Source organism: Salinicola sp. CR57 (genome assembly GCF_003206585.1).
GTDB classification, from domain to species: Bacteria; Pseudomonadota; Gammaproteobacteria; order Pseudomonadales; family Halomonadaceae; genus Salinicola; species Salinicola lusitanus.
Genome location: NZ_PZJL01000010.1, coordinates 49,363 through 70,506, shown reverse-complemented (window position 1 = coordinate 70,506; position 21,144 = coordinate 49,363). Strand labels below are relative to the sequence as shown.

The following is a 21,144-nucleotide window of genomic DNA, read 5'->3' as shown; positions in this document are numbered from 1 at the left end:
GCGGCTTGCGCTCAGAACCGCGTCGCGGCGTAGGGCGCGGGGTCGACATAGGGTGTCTCGCCGCAGATCATTTCCGCCAGCAGCCGCCCGGACGCCGGCCCCAGGGTGAAGCCCTGATGGGCGTGCCCGAAGTGCAGCCACAGCCCCGGGTGTCGCGGCGCCGGGCCGATGATCGGTTTCATGTCGCTGGTGCAGGGGCGTGCACCCAACCAGGAGGCGGCTTCGACCGCCTCGCCGAGCTCGAGAATCTGGCGCGCCGCGACCTCGGCCCTGCCGGACTGCAGCGGGGTGGCGCGGGCATCCAGACGTGCGAATTCGGCGCCCGTGGTGATGCGCAGCCCGCGGTTCATCGGCGCCAGCATGATGCCGTTTTCCGCATCCAGCATCGCCATGCTGAGCGGCTTCCGCATCGTGTAGTGGCGATGATAACCGCGCTTGACGAACAGCGGCAGGCGATAGCCCAGCCGCCGGGTCAGCGTATCCGCCCAGGGGCCGAGCGCAATGACGGCCTGTTCGGCATCGATCACACCGTCCTGGGTGGTAACGCGCCAGGCCTTACCGTGTTGCGCCAGCGTCGTTGCGTCACCGTTGACGAAATGGCCGCCACGCTGCCGGAAAAGATCGGCATAACTGGCGACGAGGGCACCGGGATCGCGTACGGACCAGGGTTGGGTCCAGTGCACCGCCCCGGCCATGGGATGTCTCAGCCCCGGTTCCAATCGACCGAGCTCGGCGCCGTCGACGACCGTATGCTCGACGCCATATTCCCGCTGCAGCCGCTCGGCATGCGCGATGCCCTGGGCCATGGCGCTCGGTGTCCGAAACGCCGTCCGCCAGCCGGTCTGGCGCACCAGCGCGTCGGCACCCGCCTCTCGAATCAGGCTATCGTGCTCGCTCAGGCAGTGCTCGATCAGCCGGCTGTATTCACGTGCGACCCGGGCATAGCGCGACGGCGACGACCACCACCAGTACTGCGCCAGCGGCGAAGCCAGCCTGGGCAGCGCCAGCGGGTGATAGTTGACGTCGATGCCGCCCTTGCGCATGACCTTGAAGATCATGCGGCTGTCATGGGGGAACGGGTAGGGCTCGACGGCCTCGCGCTGAATCAACCCGGCGTTGCCGTAGGAAGTCTCTTCCCCCGGCGCCCGCCGGTCGATCAGCGCCACCTGCCTGCCACGCCGCTGCAACTGCAGCGCCGTCGACACGCCGATCATGCCAGCCCCCAGCACCAGAACATCCGCTTGCATCACCACGCCTCGCGCCATCATCAACAGATCTTCCACATTACAACTTTCCGTCGCCAGCGCCACCCGGTCAGCCCAACTTCGATGCCTCCAGGTGACGTCGCTCCAGGCTTTCGGCCACGTCCCCGATCCCGCTTCCCCTGGCTCACTGGTCTAGACTTTCGTCGAAGCGCCGCCTCGGGGAGCCGGATTTGTCGGTAAGCTCGTCCGTCCCCCACCGTGGCAGACATCGACATCGTCGCCCGTGGACATCATCCATCCCTCAGCCGGAGAGTCTTTCATGAGCAAGCGCATCCTGGCGTACCGCCGCCTCAACGACCAGCAACTCGAGCAGCTACGCGAACGCTTTCACGTCGACTACTTCGGCAAGCTCGAGTCGCCCGACGATCCGGCGTTTCGCGAAGCCCTGGGCGAGGCCCACGGCCTGATCGGTGCCGGGGTCACGCTGACGCCGGCACTGCTCGACGCCGCCCCCAACCTGGAGGCGGTCGCCAGTATCTCGGTGGGCGTGGACAACTACCCGGTCGATGAACTGACCCGGCGCGGCATTCTGCTCTGCAATACCCCGGACGTGCTCACCGAGACCACTGCCGATACCGGCTTCTCACTGATCATGTCGACCGCTCGGCGGGTGGTGGAGCTGGCCGAATTCGTCAAGCGCGGTGACTGGAAAGCGAGCATCGGGCCCGAGCAGTTCGGCAGCGACGTCCATGGCAAGACGCTGGGCATGGTCGGTTTCGGTCGCATCGGCCAGGCCGTGGCTCGCCGGGGCGCCCTCGGCTTCGGCATGAAGATCCTCTACTCCAACGCTTCGCCCAAGCCGGCGCTTGAGGCGGAACTGGGCGCCCGCCACTGCGAGCTGGACGAACTGCTGCAGCAATCCGATTTCGTCTGCGCGATCGTCCCGCTGACCCCGGAGACCCGCCAGCTCATCGGCGCCCGCGAGTTCGGGCTGATGCGCGAAAGCGCCATTTTCATCAATATCTCCCGCGGCCAGGTGGTCGACGAAGCGGCGCTGATCGATGCCCTGACCAGTGGCCAGATTCGCGGCGCCGGTCTCGACGTGTTCGAGCAGGAACCGCTGCAGGCGGACTCCCCGCTACCCAGGATGCCCAATGTCGTCGCCCTGCCGCATATCGGCTCCGCCACCCATGAGACGCGTACGGCGATGGCGCAGCGTGCCGTGGACAACATCATGCTGGCGCTGGACGGCAAGCGTCCGCTCAGCCCGTTCAACGAGGAAGCCTGGGCAGGCCGCTTCGACTGACCTCACGACCGCGTTCTCGATGGCGCCTCGACTATTCGACCGGGGCTTTCCATCGGGGATCCCGATTGCCGGTAAGGCGATATACCACCAAAGGGGGATAGGCGACATCGTCGTGGCGCACTAGTCTTTCCGACACTTTTGGATCGATCCAAAAACGGGGCCACGATGGTATCCACTGCTCGAACTCGCGTGACGCTCAAGGACATCGCTGCCCATGCTGGCGTGTCTCGCTCGACCGTATCGCTGGTGATGCAAGAGAGTGAACTGGTGGCGGGGCCAACCCGCAAGCGGGTGCAGGAAGCCGCCGCCGCGCTGGGCTACGTCTACAATCGCGGCGCGGCGACCTTGAGAAGCTCGCGCACCGCCACCGTCGGCGTCGTTGTCCACGATATCGCCAACCCGTTCTTCGGTGCCTTGATGGCGGGGATCGACGAAACCCTGCAGGCCGCCGACTACATCCCCTTCCTGGCCAGCAGCGGCGACAGCCTGGATCGTCAGGCGCGTTTTCTCGCTCGCATGCGTGAGCATCGCGTCGACGCCTTGCTGTTATGCCCGGCGGAGGAGACGCCGGCGTCTTCGATCGAGGCGATCGCCGACTGGGGCATGCCTTGTATCGAGGTCATGCGCCACGTCGGCCAATCGCCGCTCGGAGACTATGTCGGTGCCGACCTCCGCGCCGGCGTCATCAATGCCGTCCGTCATCTCGTCACTCAGGGACACCGCCGCATCACGCTGCTCGCGGGCATTGCCGATCACTCCGCTGATCGGGAGCGCCTCGCGGGCTATCGACACGCCATGCACGAAGCCGGTCTCGACGAGCTGGCGAGCGTCGACCGCGGACCCTTGACCCGTTGCGCGGGACGCGAGCGAACCCTGGCGCTGCTGCGCGGCGACACTGCGCCTACCGCACTGATCTGCCACAACGACCTGGTCGCGCTCGGCGCCCTGCTGGCGCTGTCGCATCTCGGGCTTCACGCGGGACGGGATTGCGCGGTGATCGGCGTCGACGACATCGAAGAAGCCGCCCTCGCCGAGCCCGCGCTGAGCAGCATCGCGACGCATCCTCGCGCGATCGGCCGGAACGCTGCCGAACTGGCCATACAGCGAATAGCGCATCCCGAAGGCGAGCGACAGCGCATCGTGCTCGAGGCCCCCCTGGTGATTCGCGCCAGTTCCCGAATTTCATCCGCTGTCACGCAGGAGTCGACATGAACCATCGCCCCCCGGCCTTTCGCGGGTTAGCCACCGTTCTGCTGACGACAATGGCGCTGACGGCGCTCGTCGCCATCGTTCCCGCCGCCCAGGCTCGCGAGCTGATCTTCGGCCATGGCGCCACCGAGGATACCGCCTATCACCTCAGTGCGGAGCGCTTCAAGCAGCTGCTGGAGGAGAAGACCGGCGGTGACCTGACGGTCAGTATCTACAGCAACTCGGTGCTGGGTCACGAAACCGAGATGTTCGAGCAGCAGACCGCGGGCGCGCTGGACCTCTCGATCGTCAATCCGGGCCTGATCTCGGAGTTCTCGCACACCGCCACCATCTTCTCGATTCCCTTCCTGTATCGCGATCTCGACCACTGGCGTCACGTGCTGGATGGCGAGCCTGGCCGGGAAATCGCCCGGCGTATCGAAGAGGAGACCGGGGTCAAGGTGCTTGCCTACTACGGCGGGAGCACGCGCCAGATCGTCAGCACGCGACCGCTCGAGAATCTCGATGCGCTCCAGGGCATGAAGCTGCGCACCAATCCGACCCGTCCGGTCATCACCGCCTGGGCGGCGCTGGGCACCCAGCCGACGGTGATGGCCTACAAGGAGATCTACACCGGCCTGCAGCTCGGCGCCATCGACGGCCTGCTCAACGAAGCGGAGTGGATCTACCGCATGCGCTTCCACGAGGTCGCGCCCTATATCGGGCTCTCCGAGCACGACATCACCGTACGCCTGCTGACGATCTCCGACGACACCTGGGACTCGCTGACACCGGACCAACGGCAGGCGGTGCAGGCGGCTGCCGACGAGAGCGAGCAGTACGCACGCAACCTGCAGATCCGGCTCGACAAGGAGTCTCGCGACAAGCTGAAAGAGGAAGGTGCCACTTTCTATCCCATGGACCGCCAGCGCATGCAGCAGATCGTCGCCGAACCGCTGGGGCGGGTCATCGACGACATGGGGCTACGCGATCTTTACGAACTCATCATCAACACGGATTGAGGAGCACCTCATGGCATTCGCAATGACCCTGGGCCGCGTCAACCGTCAGTTGGAGCGCTTCCTCAATGGCGTGTTGCTGCTGTTGCTGGCCAGCTTCATCGTGCTGATCGTCTATCAGATCGCGAGCCGCAATCTGGGCTTCATGCCGCGACTCTACTGGACCGAGGAGATGAGCCGTTTCGCCTTCCAGTGGATGATCATGCTGGGCACCTCGATCGGGGTGCTGCATGCCGACCACTTCGTGCTCGAGGCATTTCCGCGCGGTTCCCGACCGGACCGGGTAACGCGAGTGATTCGAGACGTCGCCTGTCTGCTGGTGGGCATGATCTTCGTCGTCTTCGGCTTCGGCTTCCTGCTCTCCGGCTTCGACCGCATCGCCAGCGCCTCGCAGTTGCCGATGGTGGTGACCTATTCGACCTTCTTCGTCAGCGGCGTGCTGATCGTGCTGTTCAGTCTGCAGCGCCTGCTGTTGACGATGCGCCACGGCGTCGACGCCATGGAACGCGAGCTGGACACCCCTTCCGAGATAGATGAGCTGGGGGCCGCCCCCCCGACGCAGACACTCGATACCCCGGAGAACCGATCATGATGCCCACCGACTGGTTACCCCTGCTGCCGTGGCTCCTGTTCGTGCTGCTCGGCGTATTCATCATTCTCGGCGTACCCATCGCCATGTCGCTGGTGCTGACGTCATTCTCGATCATCGTGCTCGACCCACGACTCGTCCCCTGGATCATGTTCCAGCGCATGTACTACGGCATGGATTCTTTCGTGCTGCTGGCGGTCCCGCTGTTCCTGCTCGCCGGCAACCTGATGAATGCGGCCCGGATCACCGATCGCCTGATCACGCTGTGTCTCAATCTGGTCGGCCACGTCAAAGGAGCACTGGCCCATGTCAACGTGCTGGTGAGCATGCTGTTCGCCGGAGTTTCGGGATCCTCGACGGCGGACAGTGCCGGCATCGGCACGGTGCTGATCCCGGCGATGAAGAAAGAGGGCTACCCGACCCATTTCAGTGTCGCGGTCACCGCGGCCTCGTCGGTGATGGGCATCATCATTCCACCGTCGATCAACATGATCGTCTGGGGCGCGCTGACCAGCACCTCGATCGCCGGCCTGTTCCTGGGGGGCATCGTTCCCGGGGTCCTGATCGCGGTGGCACAACTGCTGCTCAACCTGGGCTATGTGCGCCGCTACGACGTGCCGACGCGCAAGCGGGCCACGCTCAAGCAACTGGCCAGTTCGGGCAAGGATGGCCTGCTCGCCGCCGGCATACCGGTGCTGATCATCGGTGGCATTACCCTCGGTATCGTCACGCCAACCGAAGCGGCGGTGATGGCGGTGCTCTATGCACTGCTGCTGGGTTCCATCGTCTACCGCGAGCTGACCTTCAGGAGCGTGCTGGACGCCTCGACCGACACCGTTCGGCTCTGCTCGCTGTCGCTGTTCAGCCTGGTGGGCGCCGCGATCTTCGGCTACCTGATCAGCTTCTACCGCATCCCACCGCAACTGATGGCTGGCGTCGAGATCACCGACCCGACCACCCTGCTGATCATTGCCACCATCGTCATGCTGCTGGTCGGCACCTTCATGGATTCGTTGCCGGCAATGGCGATTCTGGCCCCGATCTTCCAACCGCTGGCGGCCCAGGCGGGCGTCGATCCGCTGCAGTTCGGCGTGATCAGCGTCATGGCGCTCGGCCTTGGCCTGATTACCCCGCCTTACGGCCTGTGCCTGATGATCTCGGCCAAGATCGGCGGCATCCCCCTGCTCAAGGCACTGGGTACCACGATGGTCTATCTGCTGGTGATGCTGGTGGTGATCGGCCTGTTGATCGCCTTCCCAGACCTGGTCCTCTACCTACCCCAGACTTTCGGCCCGGACGCGGGCTGAGACAGGGCGATCAAAAAGTGTGCAATTTCTGGGGACTCGTTCGCTCCGGCTTGTGATTTCCAGCCGGGGCGACTAAAGTTGCAGGATAGATTAAAAACAGTGTTCCGTAATCCTACAGTCTTCGATCACGGGGCCGATAATCAGAGAACTGGAGTCAACCGCAGCGGCCAGCTTCACTAAAGGCCGGCGTCACATCCACTGACAGCGCCCTCGAGGCGACCCACCATGCCCGATCCCCTCTGCCTGCTTTTCGATTGCGACGGCACTCTGGTCGATAGCGAACCTCTCCTCGCCGAGATCATGGCGAAGTATCTCAATCAGGCGGGCCTGCCCTTCCAGCCCAATGACTATCTAACGGAATTTCGTGGCGCGCGTTTCGCCAGCATCGTCTCCCATCTGGAACGACTGCACGGACGCCTCGAGGATTCCGTTCGCCAGCGAATCGAGACGGCGATGCGCCAGGAGATGCACGAGCGCATGGTCGACGAGCTCGAGCCCATCGCTGGCGTACCGGAAGCGCTCGACGCGCTCGGAGCCCTGCCGCGCTGCGTCGCGTCCAACGGGCCCGAGGCCAAGATTCGGCGAGCGCTGGACAGCACCGGATTGCGTGGCTTCTTCGGCGATCATATCTACAGCGCCTACACCGTGGGCAGCTGGAAACCGGCGCCGGGCCTGTTCCTGCACGCCGGCCGCGACATGGGCTTCGAACCCGCCGAATGCATCGTGATCGACGATGCCCAGGTGGGCGTCCGCGCCGCGCTGGCCGCGGGCATGCGGGTCGTCCATATCAATCGCTTCCCCGACCTCGAGCCCTCCCCGTCAGAGGCCATCGAAATTCGCGACATGCGCGAATTGCCGGCAGTGATCGACAAGCTGATCCCGGCCCTCGCCGTCGGCAACCTCTAGTGGCTCGACCGAGCACGCTCGGCGACGGCCACTGACCGAGGTTCCACCGCTCAAGGCGATGATCGCGGCCCGAGCNNGCTCGGGCCGCGATCGTTTTGGATCGCTCGTTACCGGCCGGATGGCCGCGTTATCATGTGTCCTTCACGTTTTATCGGAGTTCCCATGCCTTCGTTACAGGATCAACTGCGCGGCCTGGTCTATTCGACCGAACATGGCGAGACCTGCCCCGACTGCCGTCGGCCTGTCGCCGAGTGTGAATGCCGGGCCCGGGAGGAGGCCGAACGGATCGCCGCGCTCGACGGTATCGTTCGTATCCGGCGCGAGACCAGCGGCCGCAAGGGCAAGGGTGTGACGACGATTCAAGGCGTGCCGCTGGACAGCGAAGCGCTGAAGATGCTGGCCAAGACGCTCAAGAAACGCTGCGGGACGGGCGGTGCGATCAAAGATGGGGTGATCGAGATCCAGGGCGACCATCGCGACGTACTCAAGCGCGAGCTGGAATCGCGAGGCTACAAGGTCAAGCTCGCCGGGGGGTGAGCCCGAGGGACTCCCGCGCCTTGTCCGGCGCGTGGAATTTAGGCCGTGTTCCCTTGTCCCATCCTTATCGCGCGCTTCAACGCTCAACCTTCGAGGGGATTCGATGTTCTCGTCCAACGCTTCACGGTCGCTCCGACTCGGCACTGCCGCACTGGCACTCGGGATGCTGGCAGGCTGCGCCAGCGGCCCCCAGTTCGACACGCTGGCGGCTCGCGTGGTTGCCGACAAGCCGGTCACGCTGCCCGAATCCGCGGTACTCGAGGTTCAGCTGAAGGACATTTCCACCGGCGACGTCCTGGCCAGCAGCCGCTACGAACAACTGGGGCGACTGCCGATTCCGGTCACGCTGCAGTACGCAGCCGAGGCGATCGATCACGACGATCTCTATCGTCTCAGCGCGCAGATTCGCGACGACGACCGTATTCTCTACCTGAATCCCGAACCGGTCTCGGTATTCGGTGACGGTGACGCCGCCGAACCCGACATCCCGGTCACGACCACCGGCGCGGCGCCGACGCACTGAAGAGACCACCCACCGAAGGTACGGCTTGTGGCGGTCGGGCTAGCGCCTCACCCTGTAGGGCTTCGCTTCGCCACCAAGGAGGGCAGGATGGAAACACTGACATTACCGGGCACGGACATCGTCACCTCGCGCATCGGCCTCGGCACCTGGGCCATGGGTGGACGCATGTGGGGCGGCACCGACGACCCCAACGCGATTCGCACCATCCACGCCGCCATCGACCGGGGCGTCAACCTGATCGATACCGCTCCGGCCTATGGCTTCGGCCATTCGGAGGAAGTCGTCGGCAAGGCGATTGCCCAGTCGGACCAGCGCGACAAGCTGGTGCTGGCGACCAAGGCCGGTCTCGAGTGGTACGACGACAACACCCTGGCACGCAACGCCACCGCCAAACGCCTGGAGAAGGAGCTCGACGACTCGCTGCGGCGACTGCGAACCGATCATATCGATCTCTACCAGATTCACTGGCCGGATCCACTGGTCGACCTCGAGGAGACCGCCACGGCGATGGCGCGCTTCCACCGCGAAGGCAAGATCCGGGCGATCGGCGTGAGCAACTTCTCCCCCGAGCAGTGCGACACCTTTCGTCGCTCGGCGCCACTACATACGCTGCAACCGCCCTACAATCTGTTCGAGCGCGATATCGACGGCGAGATCCTGCCTTACGCCGAGAACAACGACCTGACGCTGCTGACCTACGGCGCGCTCTGTCGGGGGCTGCTCACCGGCAAGATGCACTCGGACTACAGCTTCAGTGGCGACGATCTGCGCAACAAGGATCCCAAGTTCCAGCAACCGCGCTTTGCCCAGTATCTGGCCGCCGTCGACGCGCTGGCCGAGCTGGCTCGCACCCGCCACGACAAGAGCGTACTGGCACTGGCGGTGCGCTGGATCCTGGATCGTTCGCCCAACATCGTCGCGCTGTGGGGCGCACGCAAGCCGGACCAGGTCGATCCGCTGGGCGACATTACCGGTTGGCAACTGAGTGAGGAGGACATGGCGGATATCGACGCGATTCTGTCGAAACAGGTGAAGGAGCCGGTGGGCCCGGAGTTCATGGCGCCACCGACGCGCCAGTAAACGTCCGACACCACCTGCGACATCAGAACCCGGCCGAGGCCGGGTTCTCTCGTTCCAGAACCATGCCACCCCGCCGCCGTTCCAGCTCATCGACCAGTGCCATCAGCGTCGGCCCGATCGGCGCCACGACCTTGAGCGCGAACAGCTCGTCGGCCCGGGTAGTGCCGAGATTGACGCAGGCCATCGGCTTGCCGTCCCTGGCCGCCCGCCGGGCGAAGCGGAACCCGGAATAGACCATCAACGACGATCCGATCACCAGCATCCCCGCCGCCGCCTCGAGGGCAGCCAAGGCCCGTTCGACCCGTGGCTTGGGGACGTTGTCGCCGAAGAACACCACGTCCGGCTTGAGAATGCCGACATGACAACGATGGCAACTGGGTACCTGGAAGGTCGAAAAATCGTGGCCGCCGAGATCGGCGTCGCCGTCCGGCCCGACCTCCGCGGTCAGCGACAACCACTGCGGATTGAGACGGGCCAGCTCATCATGGAGCGCGTGGCGCATCATCGTCGCGTCACAGCGCATGCACTTCACCACATCGGCCTGGCCGTGCAGATCGATGACGCGACGGGCACCGGCACGCTGATGCAGACCATCGACGTTCTGCGTCACCAGCGAGGTGATCCGCGACTGTCGCTCCAGCACCGCCAACGCCTGGTGCGCCTGGCCCGGCTGAGCGCCGGCGAGGGCACGGAATCCGACCAGGCTACGCGCCCAGTAGCGCTGGCGAACGCCATGACTCGCCATGAACGCCTGATGAGTGACCGGCGGTGGCCGTTTCCAGTCGCCCAGCGCATCGCGATAGTCGGGAATACCGGAGTCGGTGCTGACACCGGCACCTGTCAGCACGAACAGCCGCGGATGGCGCTCGACGAAATCGGCCAGCGTCGCGACGTCCGGAATTGCGTCTTTGGACATACTGTTTTCCACCGATCGATGTTAGATATGAAAGCTACAATTCATCCACCCAACATAGGCGTCCTGAACGCTGGTGGCTCCCGCTATGCCCGATACGCCTCTGGATCCTGTGGCCGAAAAGCGTTTGAGAGGCATCCGTCTCGCTAGACGGATCTACGCACCACGGACCCTGGGCCTCCTGATTGGCGGGCTGTGTATTGGCAGCGCGCTCCACGAATTGCCGACCCCGCCCTGGGTCTGGACGCTGTGGGCCCTGCAGATCCTGTTCTGGTCCCATCTCGCCTACTGGCGGGCGAGGTATCACGCCTCACCCTATCATGCCGAACGCTGGAACCTCGGCGCCGACAGTCTGCTGGGCGGTTTCTGGACGGCAGCCATGCATTTCAATGCACTTCCCTCCGTGGTAGTGCTGACCATGATCAGCCTCGATAATATCGCGGTTGGCGGGATTCGCATGCTGCTGCGGGGGCTCGGTCTGCTGGCCGCCGGTGCGGTGATCGGCATGTGGTTGATCGTTCCGGGATTTCCCAACGTCGTGCCGTCGTCGACCGTGCTGCTCTGCAGCCTGCCGATGATCATCGTCTACCCGCTCGCGATCGGCTACCTCACCTATCTCCAGGCCCGCAAGCTCAGCCGCCAGAAGACGACGCTGATGGAGTTGAGCCGCGCCGATGGGTTGACCGGGCTGTTTAACCGCCGCTTCTGGGAGGACCAGGTGGCGACCCACCTGCCAACCGAGTCTCCCGCCACGATCGCACTGCTCGACCTCGACCACTTCAAGCGCATCAACGACGAGCATGGCCACGGTATCGGCGACCAGACGCTGCGCACGCTGGCGGCTCTGCTGCGCCAGTCGTTCGGCGATGACGTGCTGCTCGGCCGGTACGGTGGCGAGGAGTTCGGCCTGCTGATGCCGTCGACTACCCTGGAACAGGCCATGGCCAGGCTTCAGCACTTCCAGCAACGACTGGGGCGCTACCCGCCACCGCGCCCACTTCTCAGGATGCCCACCTGCAGCATCGGCGTGGCCGCCAAGAGCCCGCTGATGATGAACCACGAGCAGTGGCTACTGCAGGCAGATCAGGCGCTCTACGCGGCCAAGCATGCCGGACGCAACCGGATCTGCGTCGACGGCGTTCCAACATCGCAGACCACGCTCGACCTCGGCTAGAATGGAGGCTCTTCCCGCCCACGCCACTGCAAGGACAACCGCTCATGGCCTGGTTGGAGTACGTGCTGCCGCTGATCTTTCTCGCCCCGCTGGGCGCCGCCGCGCTGGTGGCGATCACCCTTCGCGACGTGCAGACCGTCGGCCTTCGCTCTCCGCACGACGGCAAGCCGATTCGTGAAATTGCCCAGGCCCACCGGGACCGGCTGGAAAAGGCACGCATGGTGTTCTTCCTCGATGCCACGCTGGCGCCGACGCTCACCCTGATGCCGCTGGTCTACGGCATGGGCCGCATGCTGTTCGCCAAGGAGCAGAGCTGGCTGGAGTGGTCACTGTACGGGGTGGTCAGCACCCTGCTGGCGATGCTGTTCTGCTTCCTGATTCTGCGCGACGTGCAGCGCGTGCGCCGGCTGACGCGCAGTCTCGCCTGTGAGCTGGCGGTAGGCCAGGCGCTGGACCACCTGATTCGCCCGCTGGCCAAGCCCTATTTCGTGTTCCACGATTTTCCCGCCGACTCCTATACCATCGACAACGTGCTGGTGACGCCGCAGGGCGTATTCGTGATCCAGACAGTGGCCCGCGACTTCCCGCTCGATCTCGAAGGCCGCCCCATCAATACCGTATCGGTGGAGAGCGAACGCCTGCGTTTTCGCGGCTGGAGCGAGCGCCAGGTCCTGCGCAAGGTGCGGCTTTCGACGGTCTGGCTGCGTCAGTGGCTGGCTCGTCACGCCAAGTTGAGCGTGCCGGTGAGTGGCATACTGGTGCTGCCCGGCTGGGAGATCGATGACGAAACCGAGCATCTCGGCGACAGCCGCGACGTCCGGGTGGTCGATGGCGTCGATCTTGCCACCCAGTTGGGTACGGCCCAGGGCGAAGCGATCGACGACGCCCAGCGCCAGCACCTGGTGGAGATCCTGAACCGGCGCCACCAGTGCGGCGTGAACAAGCCCCCGAGCCAGTGACATCGCCGGGGCGACGTTTCGCGCCGGCTTCCCGGACGCCATCTTCCCACTCTTTTTCCACATCACGTTCTTGACGAAGCGTGCTTGCACCCAACAGGAGACGCCATGCCCCGTTCCGATTCCCGCACCGCCTACGATGTCCTGACCTTTGGCGAGGCGATGGCGATGTTCATCGCCGACGATCAAGGTCCGCTCGACCAGGTGACGAGATTTCATCGCCGCACCGCCGGCGCCGATACCAATGTCGCGATCGGACTCTCGAGGCTGGGCTTCGACGTGCGCTGGCTCAGCCGGGTCGGCGCGGATCACAACGGCACCTTCCTGCAGCGGGCACTGGAGGCCGAAGGTCTCGACTGCCGGCATGTCCGGCGTGATGCAGCGAACGCCACCGGACTGATCTTCAAGGAGCGTGCCGTCGACGGCGCCGACCCTCACGTCGAGTACGTCCGCCGGGGTAGCGCCGCCAGCCACCTGAGTCTCGCCGACGCCGGCGATGTCGAGCTGGAAGCGGCCCGCCATCTCCACGCCACCGGCATCCCGCCTGCCATTTCCGAGTCGGCGCGCGAACTCTCCTTTCATCTGCTGCGGCAGGCCCGCCGCGACGGGTTGTCGGTCTCGTTCGATCCCAATCTGCGCCCCAGCCTGTGGCCCAGCGAAACGATCATGATCGAAACCCTCAATGCGCTGGCCGCGGAGGCCGACATCGTGATGCCGGGACTCAGCGAGGGTCGGCTGCTGACCGGCCGCGAGACGGCCTACGACATCGCCGGCGACTACCTCGACCGCGGCGCCAGGGCGGTGGTGATCAAGCTCGGCCCGGAGGGTAGCTACTTCCGCACCGCCGACAGCGAGGGCACCGTCGACGGCTCACCCGTCGAGCAGGTCGTCGACACCGTCGGTGCCGGCGACGGCTTCGCGGTGGGCATCGTCAGCGCCTATCTGGACGGGCTGGACTGGCACGCGGCGCTGCATCGCGGCAACCTGATCGGCGCCCGCCAGGTTCAGGTGATCGGCGACATGGAGGGCCTGCCCAACCGGGAGCAGCTGGTCGCCATGGAGCGCGGCGGCGACGCCCGCTAGCCGGAAACGCGCTCGTCGTCCCGCGCCGCCGGACCGCTGGCGGCCTCGGCGCGCGCTCGGTGGCGAAGCCCGGCCAGCACCGCCGGCTTGAGTGCTCCCAGCGCCTCGCCGGAGAGGCCGCTGAGAACGATCAGCCGGGCATGGCGACGCCCTGGCGAATACCCCAGCCACAGCGGGAATTCGACCGCTCGCAACGTCGCGGGCTGAACCCGCAGCGACCAGCGGCGCGGCCGGGCCAGTCGCTCCCATAGCCACCAGCGCTCGAACTGCGATAGCGTCGGCGGTCGACCGCCTTCGAGGGCCAGCACGCCGTCGTGGTCCGCCGAATGGAGGGGCAACTCCCCCGCCATCAGCATGGCTCTCGGCAGATTGTCGGCCGCCAGCAGCCAAGCCATTGGTGGCCCCGTCTCGCGACCGATCGCCACTGCCCACAGCGACAACCACGCCGGTTCGAACCGTTCGGCACCGTAGCGCCGCAGCCTCGGCTCGGCGGCGACGGCGCCCAGCCGCCGAGGCAGCCTCGACGCCGGCGCCGTCTCATCCACCGCCATCATCCGCCGCTCGCCTTCGCGATCAGCCATTGGCCCACCCCTGCAGCAGCGCCAGTGCGGCCAGCGACACGAAGAACCACACGACCAGGCCGATGCAGCGACGCCGTGTCAGGCGCGCATCGCGACCGATCTCGGCGGCACCGTCGCTGCGTCCCTTGAGGATCGCCTGCATGTCGGGCGCGGTCTCGTCGATCACCACGTCCGAGAGCTGCACGGCCGACGGCGCCGGCGCGGTCAAACTCACCGCATAGCCGACCACGACCGAGACGATCAGCCCGACGAAATTCTGGTAGAGCCAGGAGACATCGGTCTGGGAGACGGCCCATACCGCCGCCATGCCGACGATGATCCCGCTGACCGCCCCTCTGCCGTTGCTGCGATGGCTGAGCACGGCCAGCAGGAAGGTTCCCAGCAGCGCGCCGTAGAACCAGGAACCGATGCGGTTGACGGCTTCGATGACCGGGCCGAGATTACCGGCGAAGAACGCGAACGCGGTGGCGTAGAGCCCCCAGAAGATGGTCGCCCAGCGCGACGCCTTGAGGTAGTGCCTCTCGTCGGCATCGGGCCTGACGTAGCGGGCGTAGAAATCGCGCACCGTCACCGCGGACAACGAGTTGAGCGCGGAATCCAGGCTCGACATGGCGGCTGCGAAGACCCCGGCGATCACCAGCCCGGTCACCCCGACGGGAAAGGCGTTGACCACGTAGCGCGGGAACAGCTCGTTCAGGTTCTCCGGCGCGGTGAGGCCGTGCTGCTGGTAGTAGGCGGCGAGCATCACGCCGATGAACAGGAACAGCAGCATCTGCGGCACCAGCAGGTAACCACCGATCAGCAGCGAGCGCTGCCCCTCGGCGATCGAGGGGCTGGTCAATACCCGCTGGATCTGGCTCTGGTCGGTGCCGAAATAGGCCACGTGCATGACCACGCCGCCGATCAGCCCCGCCCATAGCGAGTAGGTCACGGTGGGATCGAGCGACAAATCGATGGTGTCGAACATGCCGTTGGCGGCGCCGTAGGCGAACACGTCGCCCCAACCGCCGGGCAGGCTCGAGACCATCAGCACCATGCTCAGGATCGCGCCCAGCCACAGCACGAACATCTGGATCACGTCGGTCCAGATCACCGCGCTGATGCCGCCGAGCACGGTATAGCTCACCGCGATCACCGCCATCAGCACGATGGTCAGGTTGACGTCCCAACCGGTGACGACCGAGAGCACCAGCGCCGGTGCGTAGAGCACCACGCCCGTGGCGAGGCCGCGCGCGATCAGGAACAGCAGCGCCGCCAGCGATCGGGTCAGCGCCCCGAAGCGACGCTCGAGCAGCTCGTAGATGCTGTAGATGCCGGCTCGATGGAAGATCGGTACCAGCACCAGAATCAGAACCGCCATCGCCAGCGGCACGTTGATGAAGGTCGCCAGGCGCTCCAGGCCGCCCTCGAACCCCCAGCCGGGTGCGCCGATGAAGGTGATCGCGCTGGCCTGGGTCGCCATCACCGACAGGCCGATGGCCCAGCCGGGAATCTTGCGGCCACCGAGAAAATAGTCCTGCGTGCTCTCCTGATCCTTGCCGAAGCGGGCGCCCACCCATGCAATGCCCACCACGTAGACGATCAGAACCGCGGTATCCCACCAAGTGAAAGCGCCCACATCCCGTCCTCGCTTTTTTGTTATCGACAAAAATGAGCGTAGCACGTCGTTGATATGTCACCCCGGCGCCGGCGGCCGGGGATTGTTTCCATCGCCCAGTCTCGAAGGACTTGCCAAGCCCCCCAAACGGCCCGATGATAGCGCGCTTTTTTCTCCCTCCCACCAGCGGGCTGGTATTTCAAGAGGCATCCGATGCGTCTGATCTCCTTCGACGTTTCTCGCACCCTGCACATCCCCGGCGTTCGCTACATCAAGCCCGAGCGCATGTTCGAACATCTCGACGAGATCCAGGCCGCCGACTGGCTGCTGTTTCCCAGCTACTGGCAGGTCAGCACGCTGCTGCATGCGATGCACAAGCGCATCTTCCCGTCGCCTGCCACCTACTACCTGGGCCACGACAAGGTGGAGCAGACCCGCGCCTTCCAGGCCATCTGCCCGGACAACCTCCCGCGGACGACGATTCAGGCCAGCACCTGCCACGGTATCGATATCGCCGAGGCGGAAGTCGGCTACCCGATGATCGTCAAGGAGATTCGCAGCGCCCGTGGTCAGGGCGTGCACCTGATCGAGAGGCGACGCGAACTCGAAACGCTGGCCGCGTCCCAGGAGGTGCTGTACGCCCAGACCCTCCTTCCCATCGACCGGGACCTGCGCATCGTCCTGATCGGCGATCGGATCCTCGCCAGTTACTGGCGGGTGACACCGGCGGGGGGATATCGCGCCAACGTCGCCCAGGGCGGCACGATCGATCACGACGACATCCCCCCTTCCGCGCTGGCGCTGGTCCAGCGTGTGGCCGCCAGACTGGGCGTCGATCATGCCGGGTTCGACGTTGCCATGGTCGGGGATCACCCCTTCCTGTTCGAGTTCAACCGCCTGTTCGGCACCCAGGGCATCGCCGACCCCGGCAGGACGACGGCCACGGCCATCCTGGAATGGCTCAACCGCAGCCAGGGAACGCCCGCCGCGAACGACGCCGGTATCGCGGCGGAGCCGATCGAGGGCTTTCCGGAAGGGCTTCTTGACGTCGCGCCAGCGATGGTCTGAATGACGATCGCCAGGGATGGCGGGCACAAAAAAGACCCCGGCCAGATGGCAGGGGTCGTGGTCAGCGAGAAGCCGGGCGATCTCAGCCCGGCGGCTGTTCCGGACTGTCAGGCATGTTGATGCTGCCCGGCTCTTCACGATTGAGGTGCAGGAACTGCAGGTGGCGCTCGTACTGGTCGAGGATGTCATCGATGACCTGCTCGCGGGTGTAGCCCATCAGGTCGTAGCCCTGGCTACCTTCCAGCAGATACACCTCCAGACGATAGTACCGACTGCTGCTGCGCGGTGTTCGCATGGCGAAGGACGGCGTCGAGAACGGATGCGTCCAGATCTGGTAAGCGAAGTTCTGCTCGCTGCCGAGATCGACGTAGAGCGACAGGTAGTCGTCATCGTTTTGCGTGCCGGTGCTGATGTCGACGTCGACGCCCTGCTTCATCAGCTCCTCGCGCACCGCCTCCATTGCCGGCCGCCCGGTCTCTTCCAGGAACTGCTGAGCCTGCTGGCGATTGGGGAACGACATGGCACGCTTGAGCCGGGTCTTCCAGTCATGAGCGCGATCGCGCCCGCCAGCGGACATGCGTCCCGACAGCGAGCCGGACAGGCTCAGGCGGTGACTGTCCTCCTTGAACGCCTCGACCTTCAGCGCCTTGTAGAGCCCCGCGATCATGAAGAACAGCACGATCGAGAAGGGCAGCCCGGTGATGACCACCGCGCTCTGCAGTGTCGACAGGCCACCGGCCAGCAGCAGCGACAGGGTCAGCACCCCGATCACCGCCGACCACAGGATGCGCATCCAGATCGGTGCGTCGCTGTTGACGTCCTTCAGCTTGGAGGTGAAGTTCGACAGTACCAGGGCGCCCGAGTCACCGGAGGTGACGAAGAACACGATCGCCAGGATGCTAACCGCGATGGTCGAGAAGACTGGGAACGGATACTCCTGCAGGAACAGATAGATACCCGCCGGCGGCGTATTCATGACCTGCTCGCCGAAGTCCGTTGCGCCATTCATCGCCATGTCGAGAGCACTGTTACCCAGGATCGACATCCAGATCATCATGAAAGCGATCGGCAGCGTCAGGGTGCCGGCCACGAAGGTTCTGATGGTGCGGCCGCGCGAAATCCGTGCCAGAAACAGACCGACGAACGGGCCCCAGGCGATCCACCATGCCCAGAAGAACAGCGTCCAGGCGTTGAGCCAGTCCGTCGGCTGATCGAAGGCATAGGTGTCGAACGACATCGAGATGAAGCCGGAGAGGTAGTCGCCGATGTTCATCACCAGCGCATTGAGCAGGAACACCGTCTTGCCGGCAAACAGCACGAACAGCAGCAGCGCGATCGCCAGCAGAATGTTGAACTCGGAAAGGCGACGAATCCCCTTCTCGACACCGGTCACCGCGGAGATCGTCGCGAACAGCACGATCAGCAGCACCAGGATGGTCTGGGTCCAGGCACTTTCCGCGATACCGAACATGAAGTTCAGCCCGTAGTTGAGCTGGATGACGCCGATGCCGAGACTGGCAGCGATACCGAACACCGTGCCCAGTACGGCGGCGATGTCCACCACGTGACCGATGGGGCCGTAGATCTTCTTGCCGAAGATGGGATAGAGCGCGCTACTGATGGTCAGCGGCAGGTTGTGTCGATAGCTGAAGAACGCCAGCGACATGCCCACCAGGGTGTAGATCCCCCAGCCTGAAAGCCCCCAATGGAGGAACGTCAGCTGCATCGCGTGACGGGCGGCCGCCACCTGGTCGCTCGGCGCGTTGGGCGCGTTGTAGAACTGGGTCAGCGGTTCCGCCAGGGCGAAGAAGATGACCCCGATGCCGATACCGGCGGAGAACAGCATCGCCGACCAGGAGAAGATATTGAAATCTGGCCTCGAATGCTCCGGCCCGAGACGAATCTTGCCGAAGCGGGAAAAGCCCACGAACACCACGAAGGCAAGGTAGATGACGACTGTGAGAAAGTAGTACCAGCCGAAAGTGTTGGAGATCCAGCCCAGCAGCGCGTTGATGATGCCGTTCGCTTGCTCGGTAGCGATCATCGCCCACAACGAAAAGGCGACGATGCCCATGACCGACCCATAGAAGACGACTGGATTCAGCCTGTCCTGGGTCGTGGAATTATTATCGGGGCTTGTGCTCATGCGGCTCCCATCATGGTCAGATAGTTTGCGTTGACGAGCAGCGACGCCCCTGGCGGCTGACATGACCTGCAGAGGCGCAGGGCGTTTGAGGCCCTTGGCTCGTTCCCGTGTTCCCGCCGCGAGGTCATCTGACCTCGAGTTGAGTTAAGTCGACTTCAGTCGTTGAATCCAGCCATGTGTTCAACGGAAGACTCGACCCACTCAGTAGCCCTGACGCTTGGCTGTCATCTGCCGATCCCGGCGTCAGGTCGTGGAACCGCCGGCCCACGCGTCGCGCGTTTTTGCCAGCCTGGCGATGCCGGCTGGCGTCTGAAATATGGCTCATCGCCGGGTAAAAGCGAGAATGGTTTTTCCCAGCGGGCAGTGGCGACGTTGGCCGGCGGTCTGAATCGGCGATCGGGTGCTCGCTCTCGACCCTGGCGTGCGGTCGAACCGATCTTTATTAATTGACCGTTCAATTAAAATACGGAGTTGTGGGTCTGGTTTCAACAGCCATACCCGACACTCGCCCGAGGCAATGGTCTAATGGGTGCCAGATACGACGACGCCGGGAGCGGGCCCGGCGACGAGAGTAGAAGCGGGAGAGTGCTCAGTCTCCCTTGAGGCGGCCACCCATCTCCTGGGCCAGCTCGACCGCGTAGTGATCGGTCATGCCGCCGATGAAATCGAGCATCCGACGATAGCTGTCGTAGAGCGGCCAGTTCGGCTTCGGCGTGTTCTCGCCGATCAGCGCCAGCACGCGCTGGTGCTTGAAGGAAGAGTGCCCGGTATGATGCAGCTCATGCGCCGCACCGATGAAGGCCTCCAGCAGGATACCGAGCGTGGTGTAGGCGCCGATCTCGAGCTTGGCCTTGCGCTCGTTCTGGAAGATGCGCTCGCGAGCCAGCTGCTTGGCCGAGGAGACGCCCCAGGTCAGGTCCGGGTGGCAGAGCTCGAGTAGATCGTCGTTGAGAGTGCCGTTGAGCAAGGCTTTCTCGTGTTGAACGAAGACATCGCCGACTTCGTTGACCGCCCTCTCCATCGCCGCGCCGCGCAGCGCCGCGATCCGCCGACGCTGCGACACACCGTCGGCGGCCATCTGTTCATAACCCCTCGGCGGCTCGCCGGCGATCTGCAGCAGTACCTGGGCGACCTCCTCGTAGCGCAGGATGCCCATCTCCAGACCATCCTCGAGATCGAGCAGCGCATAGCAGATGTCGTCCGCCGCCTCGACCAGATAGGCCAGGGGATGGCGGCACCACTTGGAACCATCGACCGACTTGAGACCAAGCCGTTCGACGACCTCGACCAGCAGGTGCTTCTCGGACTGATAGCAGCCGAACTTGCCCATCTGGCCACCATGCTCGACCGTCCACGGATACTTCAGCAGCGTACCCAGCGTCGCGGCGGAGAGCCGCATGCCGCCGCGAAACTGGTTGTATTCGATCTGGGTCACGATCCGGAACCCCTGGGCGTTCCCCTCGTAGGTCAACAGATCCCGGCGCTGCGCCTCGTCGAGCCCCTCCAGCAGACCGCTTCCCTGGGCCTCGGCCCACTTGAACCAGTCGCGAATCGCGTATTCGCCGGCATGCCCGAACGGCGGGTTGCCAATGTCGTGCCCCAGACAGGCCGCCTGGACGATGACGCCGAGATCGGCGGGCGTGACCCAATCCGGCAGGCTGTCGCGCAGCTGCTCGCCGACGATCATGCCCAGGCTGCGACCGACACAGCCGACCTCGATCGAGTGGGTCAACCGGGTGTGGATATGATCGTTGTCGGTCAGCGGATGGACCTGGGTCTTGCGCCCCAGACGCCGAAACGAGCCGGAGAAGACGATGCGGTCGTAGTCCTTGTGAAACGGACTCCGGCCGATTTCGCCGCGCGACGTCCGGGCATCGTGCAGCCGGACAGGATCGAGCAGGCGCTCCCACTGCATGACAGTCATCGTGATCTCCGTTAACACTAAAGGCAGCTTCGGGCTTCGGGC

Annotated in this window: 19 protein-coding genes; 13 read left to right on the top strand and 6 right to left on the bottom strand. The window is 64.7% G+C overall.

Annotated features, from left to right (window positions below; genetic code table 11):
* Positions 1 to 11: 11 nt before the first annotated feature.
* Positions 12 to 1,283: an FAD-dependent oxidoreductase gene (locus DOM56_RS15070; protein ID WP_232822321.1), complete on the bottom strand. Its 1,272-nt coding sequence runs from the start codon at positions 1,281 to 1,283 to the stop codon at positions 12 to 14.
* A gap of 241 nt (positions 1,284 to 1,524) precedes the next feature.
* Between DOM56_RS15070 and DOM56_RS15065 the strand changes: the two genes are divergently transcribed.
* The 9 genes from DOM56_RS15065 to DOM56_RS15025 all read left to right on the top strand — a co-directional run bounded on the left by DOM56_RS15065 (position 1,525) and on the right by DOM56_RS15025 (position 9,660).
* Entirely contained in the window at positions 1,525 to 2,511 is a 987-nt protein-coding gene (locus tag DOM56_RS15065) for a D-glycerate dehydrogenase (RefSeq protein WP_110709901.1), read from the top strand.
* A 165-nt stretch (positions 2,512 to 2,676) separates the two neighbouring features.
* On the top strand, positions 2,677 to 3,723 hold the full coding sequence (locus tag DOM56_RS15060; RefSeq protein ID WP_110709900.1) for a LacI family DNA-binding transcriptional regulator: 1,047 nt from the start codon (positions 2,677 to 2,679) through the stop codon (positions 3,721 to 3,723).
* Positions 3,720 to 4,721, top strand: coding sequence for a TRAP transporter substrate-binding protein (locus tag DOM56_RS15055; protein WP_232822320.1), 1,002 nt, complete (start codon positions 3,720 to 3,722; stop codon positions 4,719 to 4,721). The genes DOM56_RS15060 and DOM56_RS15055 overlap by 4 nt, the downstream gene beginning before the upstream one ends.
* A 10-nt stretch (positions 4,722 to 4,731) precedes the next feature.
* A complete protein-coding gene (locus DOM56_RS15050) occupies positions 4,732 to 5,310 on the top strand; it encodes a TRAP transporter small permease (RefSeq protein WP_110709899.1) in 579 nt (192 codons plus the stop codon).
* Positions 5,307 to 6,614 (top strand): TRAP transporter large permease, encoded by a 1,308-nt coding sequence (locus DOM56_RS15045; protein ID WP_110709898.1) that lies wholly within the window; start codon positions 5,307 to 5,309, stop codon positions 6,612 to 6,614. The genes DOM56_RS15050 and DOM56_RS15045 overlap by 4 nt, the downstream gene beginning before the upstream one ends.
* 225 nt (positions 6,615 to 6,839) lie before the next feature.
* Complete coding sequence (locus DOM56_RS15040) at positions 6,840 to 7,520, top strand: HAD family hydrolase (protein ID WP_110709897.1); 681 nt, start codon at positions 6,840 to 6,842, stop codon at positions 7,518 to 7,520.
* Between the two features lie 162 nt (positions 7,521 to 7,682).
* Positions 7,683 to 8,057: a translation initiation factor Sui1 gene (locus DOM56_RS15035; RefSeq protein WP_110597494.1), complete on the top strand. Its 375-nt coding sequence runs from the start codon at positions 7,683 to 7,685 to the stop codon at positions 8,055 to 8,057.
* Positions 8,058 to 8,160: 103 nt separating this feature from the next.
* Positions 8,161 to 8,580, top strand: coding sequence for a YbaY family lipoprotein (locus DOM56_RS15030; RefSeq protein WP_110709896.1), 420 nt, complete (start codon positions 8,161 to 8,163; stop codon positions 8,578 to 8,580).
* 87 nt (positions 8,581 to 8,667) lie between these two features.
* Positions 8,668 to 9,660: an aldo/keto reductase gene (locus DOM56_RS15025; protein WP_110709895.1), complete on the top strand. Its 993-nt coding sequence runs from the start codon at positions 8,668 to 8,670 to the stop codon at positions 9,658 to 9,660.
* 22 nt (positions 9,661 to 9,682) lie between these two features.
* On the opposite strand, the gene DOM56_RS15020 is transcribed toward DOM56_RS15025, so the two are convergent.
* Complete coding sequence (locus DOM56_RS15020; RefSeq protein ID WP_110709894.1) at positions 9,683 to 10,576, bottom strand: NAD-dependent protein deacetylase; 894 nt, start codon at positions 10,574 to 10,576, stop codon at positions 9,683 to 9,685.
* 85 nt (positions 10,577 to 10,661) lie between these two features.
* Between DOM56_RS15020 and DOM56_RS15015 the strand changes: the two genes are divergently transcribed.
* The 3 genes from DOM56_RS15015 (at position 10,662) to DOM56_RS15005 (ending at position 13,786) form a co-directional block, all read left to right on the top strand.
* Positions 10,662 to 11,747: a diguanylate cyclase gene (locus DOM56_RS15015; protein ID WP_110709893.1), complete on the top strand. Its 1,086-nt coding sequence runs from the start codon at positions 10,662 to 10,664 to the stop codon at positions 11,745 to 11,747.
* Between the two features lie 44 nt (positions 11,748 to 11,791).
* The gene (locus DOM56_RS15010; RefSeq protein WP_110709892.1) at positions 11,792 to 12,706 is read left to right on the top strand and encodes a nuclease-related domain-containing protein; all 915 of its coding nucleotides are present in this window, start codon (positions 11,792 to 11,794) and stop codon (positions 12,704 to 12,706) included.
* Between the two features lie 105 nt (positions 12,707 to 12,811).
* Complete coding sequence (locus tag DOM56_RS15005) at positions 12,812 to 13,786, top strand: sugar kinase (RefSeq protein WP_110709891.1); 975 nt, start codon at positions 12,812 to 12,814, stop codon at positions 13,784 to 13,786.
* On the opposite strand, the gene DOM56_RS15000 is transcribed toward DOM56_RS15005, so the two are convergent.
* Positions 13,783 to 14,367, bottom strand: a complete 585-nt coding sequence (locus DOM56_RS15000; RefSeq protein ID WP_110709890.1) for a hypothetical protein — start codon at positions 14,365 to 14,367, stop codon at positions 13,783 to 13,785. The two genes, DOM56_RS15005 and DOM56_RS15000, sit on opposite strands and share 4 nt — an antisense overlap.
* Complete coding sequence (locus tag DOM56_RS14995; protein ID WP_110709889.1) at positions 14,360 to 15,985, bottom strand: sodium:solute symporter; 1,626 nt, start codon at positions 15,983 to 15,985, stop codon at positions 14,360 to 14,362. Before DOM56_RS14995 ends, DOM56_RS15000 begins: the two co-directional genes overlap by 8 nt.
* A 192-nt stretch (positions 15,986 to 16,177) precedes the next feature.
* Between DOM56_RS14995 and DOM56_RS14990 the strand changes: the two genes are divergently transcribed.
* Complete coding sequence (locus tag DOM56_RS14990) at positions 16,178 to 17,032, top strand: hypothetical protein (RefSeq protein ID WP_110709888.1); 855 nt, start codon at positions 16,178 to 16,180, stop codon at positions 17,030 to 17,032.
* A gap of 82 nt (positions 17,033 to 17,114) precedes the next feature.
* Here the strand turns inward: DOM56_RS14990 and betT are convergent, their stop codons facing one another.
* Both betT and DOM56_RS14980 read right to left on the bottom strand, forming a co-directional pair.
* Positions 17,115 to 19,178 (bottom strand): choline BCCT transporter BetT, encoded by a 2,064-nt coding sequence (gene betT / locus DOM56_RS14985; RefSeq protein ID WP_110709887.1) that lies wholly within the window; start codon positions 19,176 to 19,178, stop codon positions 17,115 to 17,117.
* Between the two features lie 589 nt (positions 19,179 to 19,767).
* Positions 19,768 to 21,102 (bottom strand): deoxyguanosinetriphosphate triphosphohydrolase, encoded by a 1,335-nt coding sequence (locus DOM56_RS14980; RefSeq protein ID WP_110597505.1) that lies wholly within the window; start codon positions 21,100 to 21,102, stop codon positions 19,768 to 19,770.
* Positions 21,103 to 21,144 lie beyond the last annotated feature (42 nt).

Excerpts from the sequence above, each read along its gene's own strand:
- DOM56_RS15065 (WP_110709901.1), top strand. The coding sequence starts at position 1,525 with ATGAGCAAGCGCATCCTGGCGTACCGCCGCCTCAACGACCAGCAACTC.
- DOM56_RS15060 (WP_110709900.1), top strand. The coding sequence starts at position 2,677 with ATGGTATCCACTGCTCGAACTCGCGTGACGCTCAAGGACATCGCTGCC.
- DOM56_RS15055 (WP_232822320.1), top strand. The coding sequence starts at position 3,720 with ATGAACCATCGCCCCCCGGCCTTTCGCGGGTTAGCCACCGTTCTGCTG.
- DOM56_RS15050 (WP_110709899.1), top strand. The coding sequence starts at position 4,732 with ATGGCATTCGCAATGACCCTGGGCCGCGTCAACCGTCAGTTGGAGCGC.
- DOM56_RS15045 (WP_110709898.1), top strand. The coding sequence starts at position 5,307 with ATGATGCCCACCGACTGGTTACCCCTGCTGCCGTGGCTCCTGTTCGTG.
- DOM56_RS15040 (WP_110709897.1), top strand. The coding sequence starts at position 6,840 with ATGCCCGATCCCCTCTGCCTGCTTTTCGATTGCGACGGCACTCTGGTC.
- DOM56_RS15035 (WP_110597494.1), top strand. The coding sequence starts at position 7,683 with ATGCCTTCGTTACAGGATCAACTGCGCGGCCTGGTCTATTCGACCGAA.
- DOM56_RS15030 (WP_110709896.1), top strand. The coding sequence starts at position 8,161 with ATGTTCTCGTCCAACGCTTCACGGTCGCTCCGACTCGGCACTGCCGCA.
- DOM56_RS15025 (WP_110709895.1), top strand. The coding sequence starts at position 8,668 with ATGGAAACACTGACATTACCGGGCACGGACATCGTCACCTCGCGCATC.
- DOM56_RS15020 (WP_110709894.1), bottom strand. The coding sequence starts at position 10,576 with ATGTCCAAAGACGCAATTCCGGACGTCGCGACGCTGGCCGATTTCGTC.
- DOM56_RS15015 (WP_110709893.1), top strand. The coding sequence starts at position 10,662 with ATGCCCGATACGCCTCTGGATCCTGTGGCCGAAAAGCGTTTGAGAGGC.
- DOM56_RS15010 (WP_110709892.1), top strand. The coding sequence starts at position 11,792 with ATGGCCTGGTTGGAGTACGTGCTGCCGCTGATCTTTCTCGCCCCGCTG.
- DOM56_RS15005 (WP_110709891.1), top strand. The coding sequence starts at position 12,812 with ATGCCCCGTTCCGATTCCCGCACCGCCTACGATGTCCTGACCTTTGGC.
- DOM56_RS15000 (WP_110709890.1), bottom strand. The coding sequence starts at position 14,367 with ATGGCTGATCGCGAAGGCGAGCGGCGGATGATGGCGGTGGATGAGACG.
- DOM56_RS14990 (WP_110709888.1), top strand. The coding sequence starts at position 16,178 with ATGCGTCTGATCTCCTTCGACGTTTCTCGCACCCTGCACATCCCCGGC.
- betT (WP_110709887.1), bottom strand. The coding sequence starts at position 19,178 with ATGAGCACAAGCCCCGATAATAATTCCACGACCCAGGACAGGCTGAAT.
- DOM56_RS14980 (WP_110597505.1), bottom strand. The coding sequence starts at position 21,102 with ATGACTGTCATGCAGTGGGAGCGCCTGCTCGATCCTGTCCGGCTGCAC.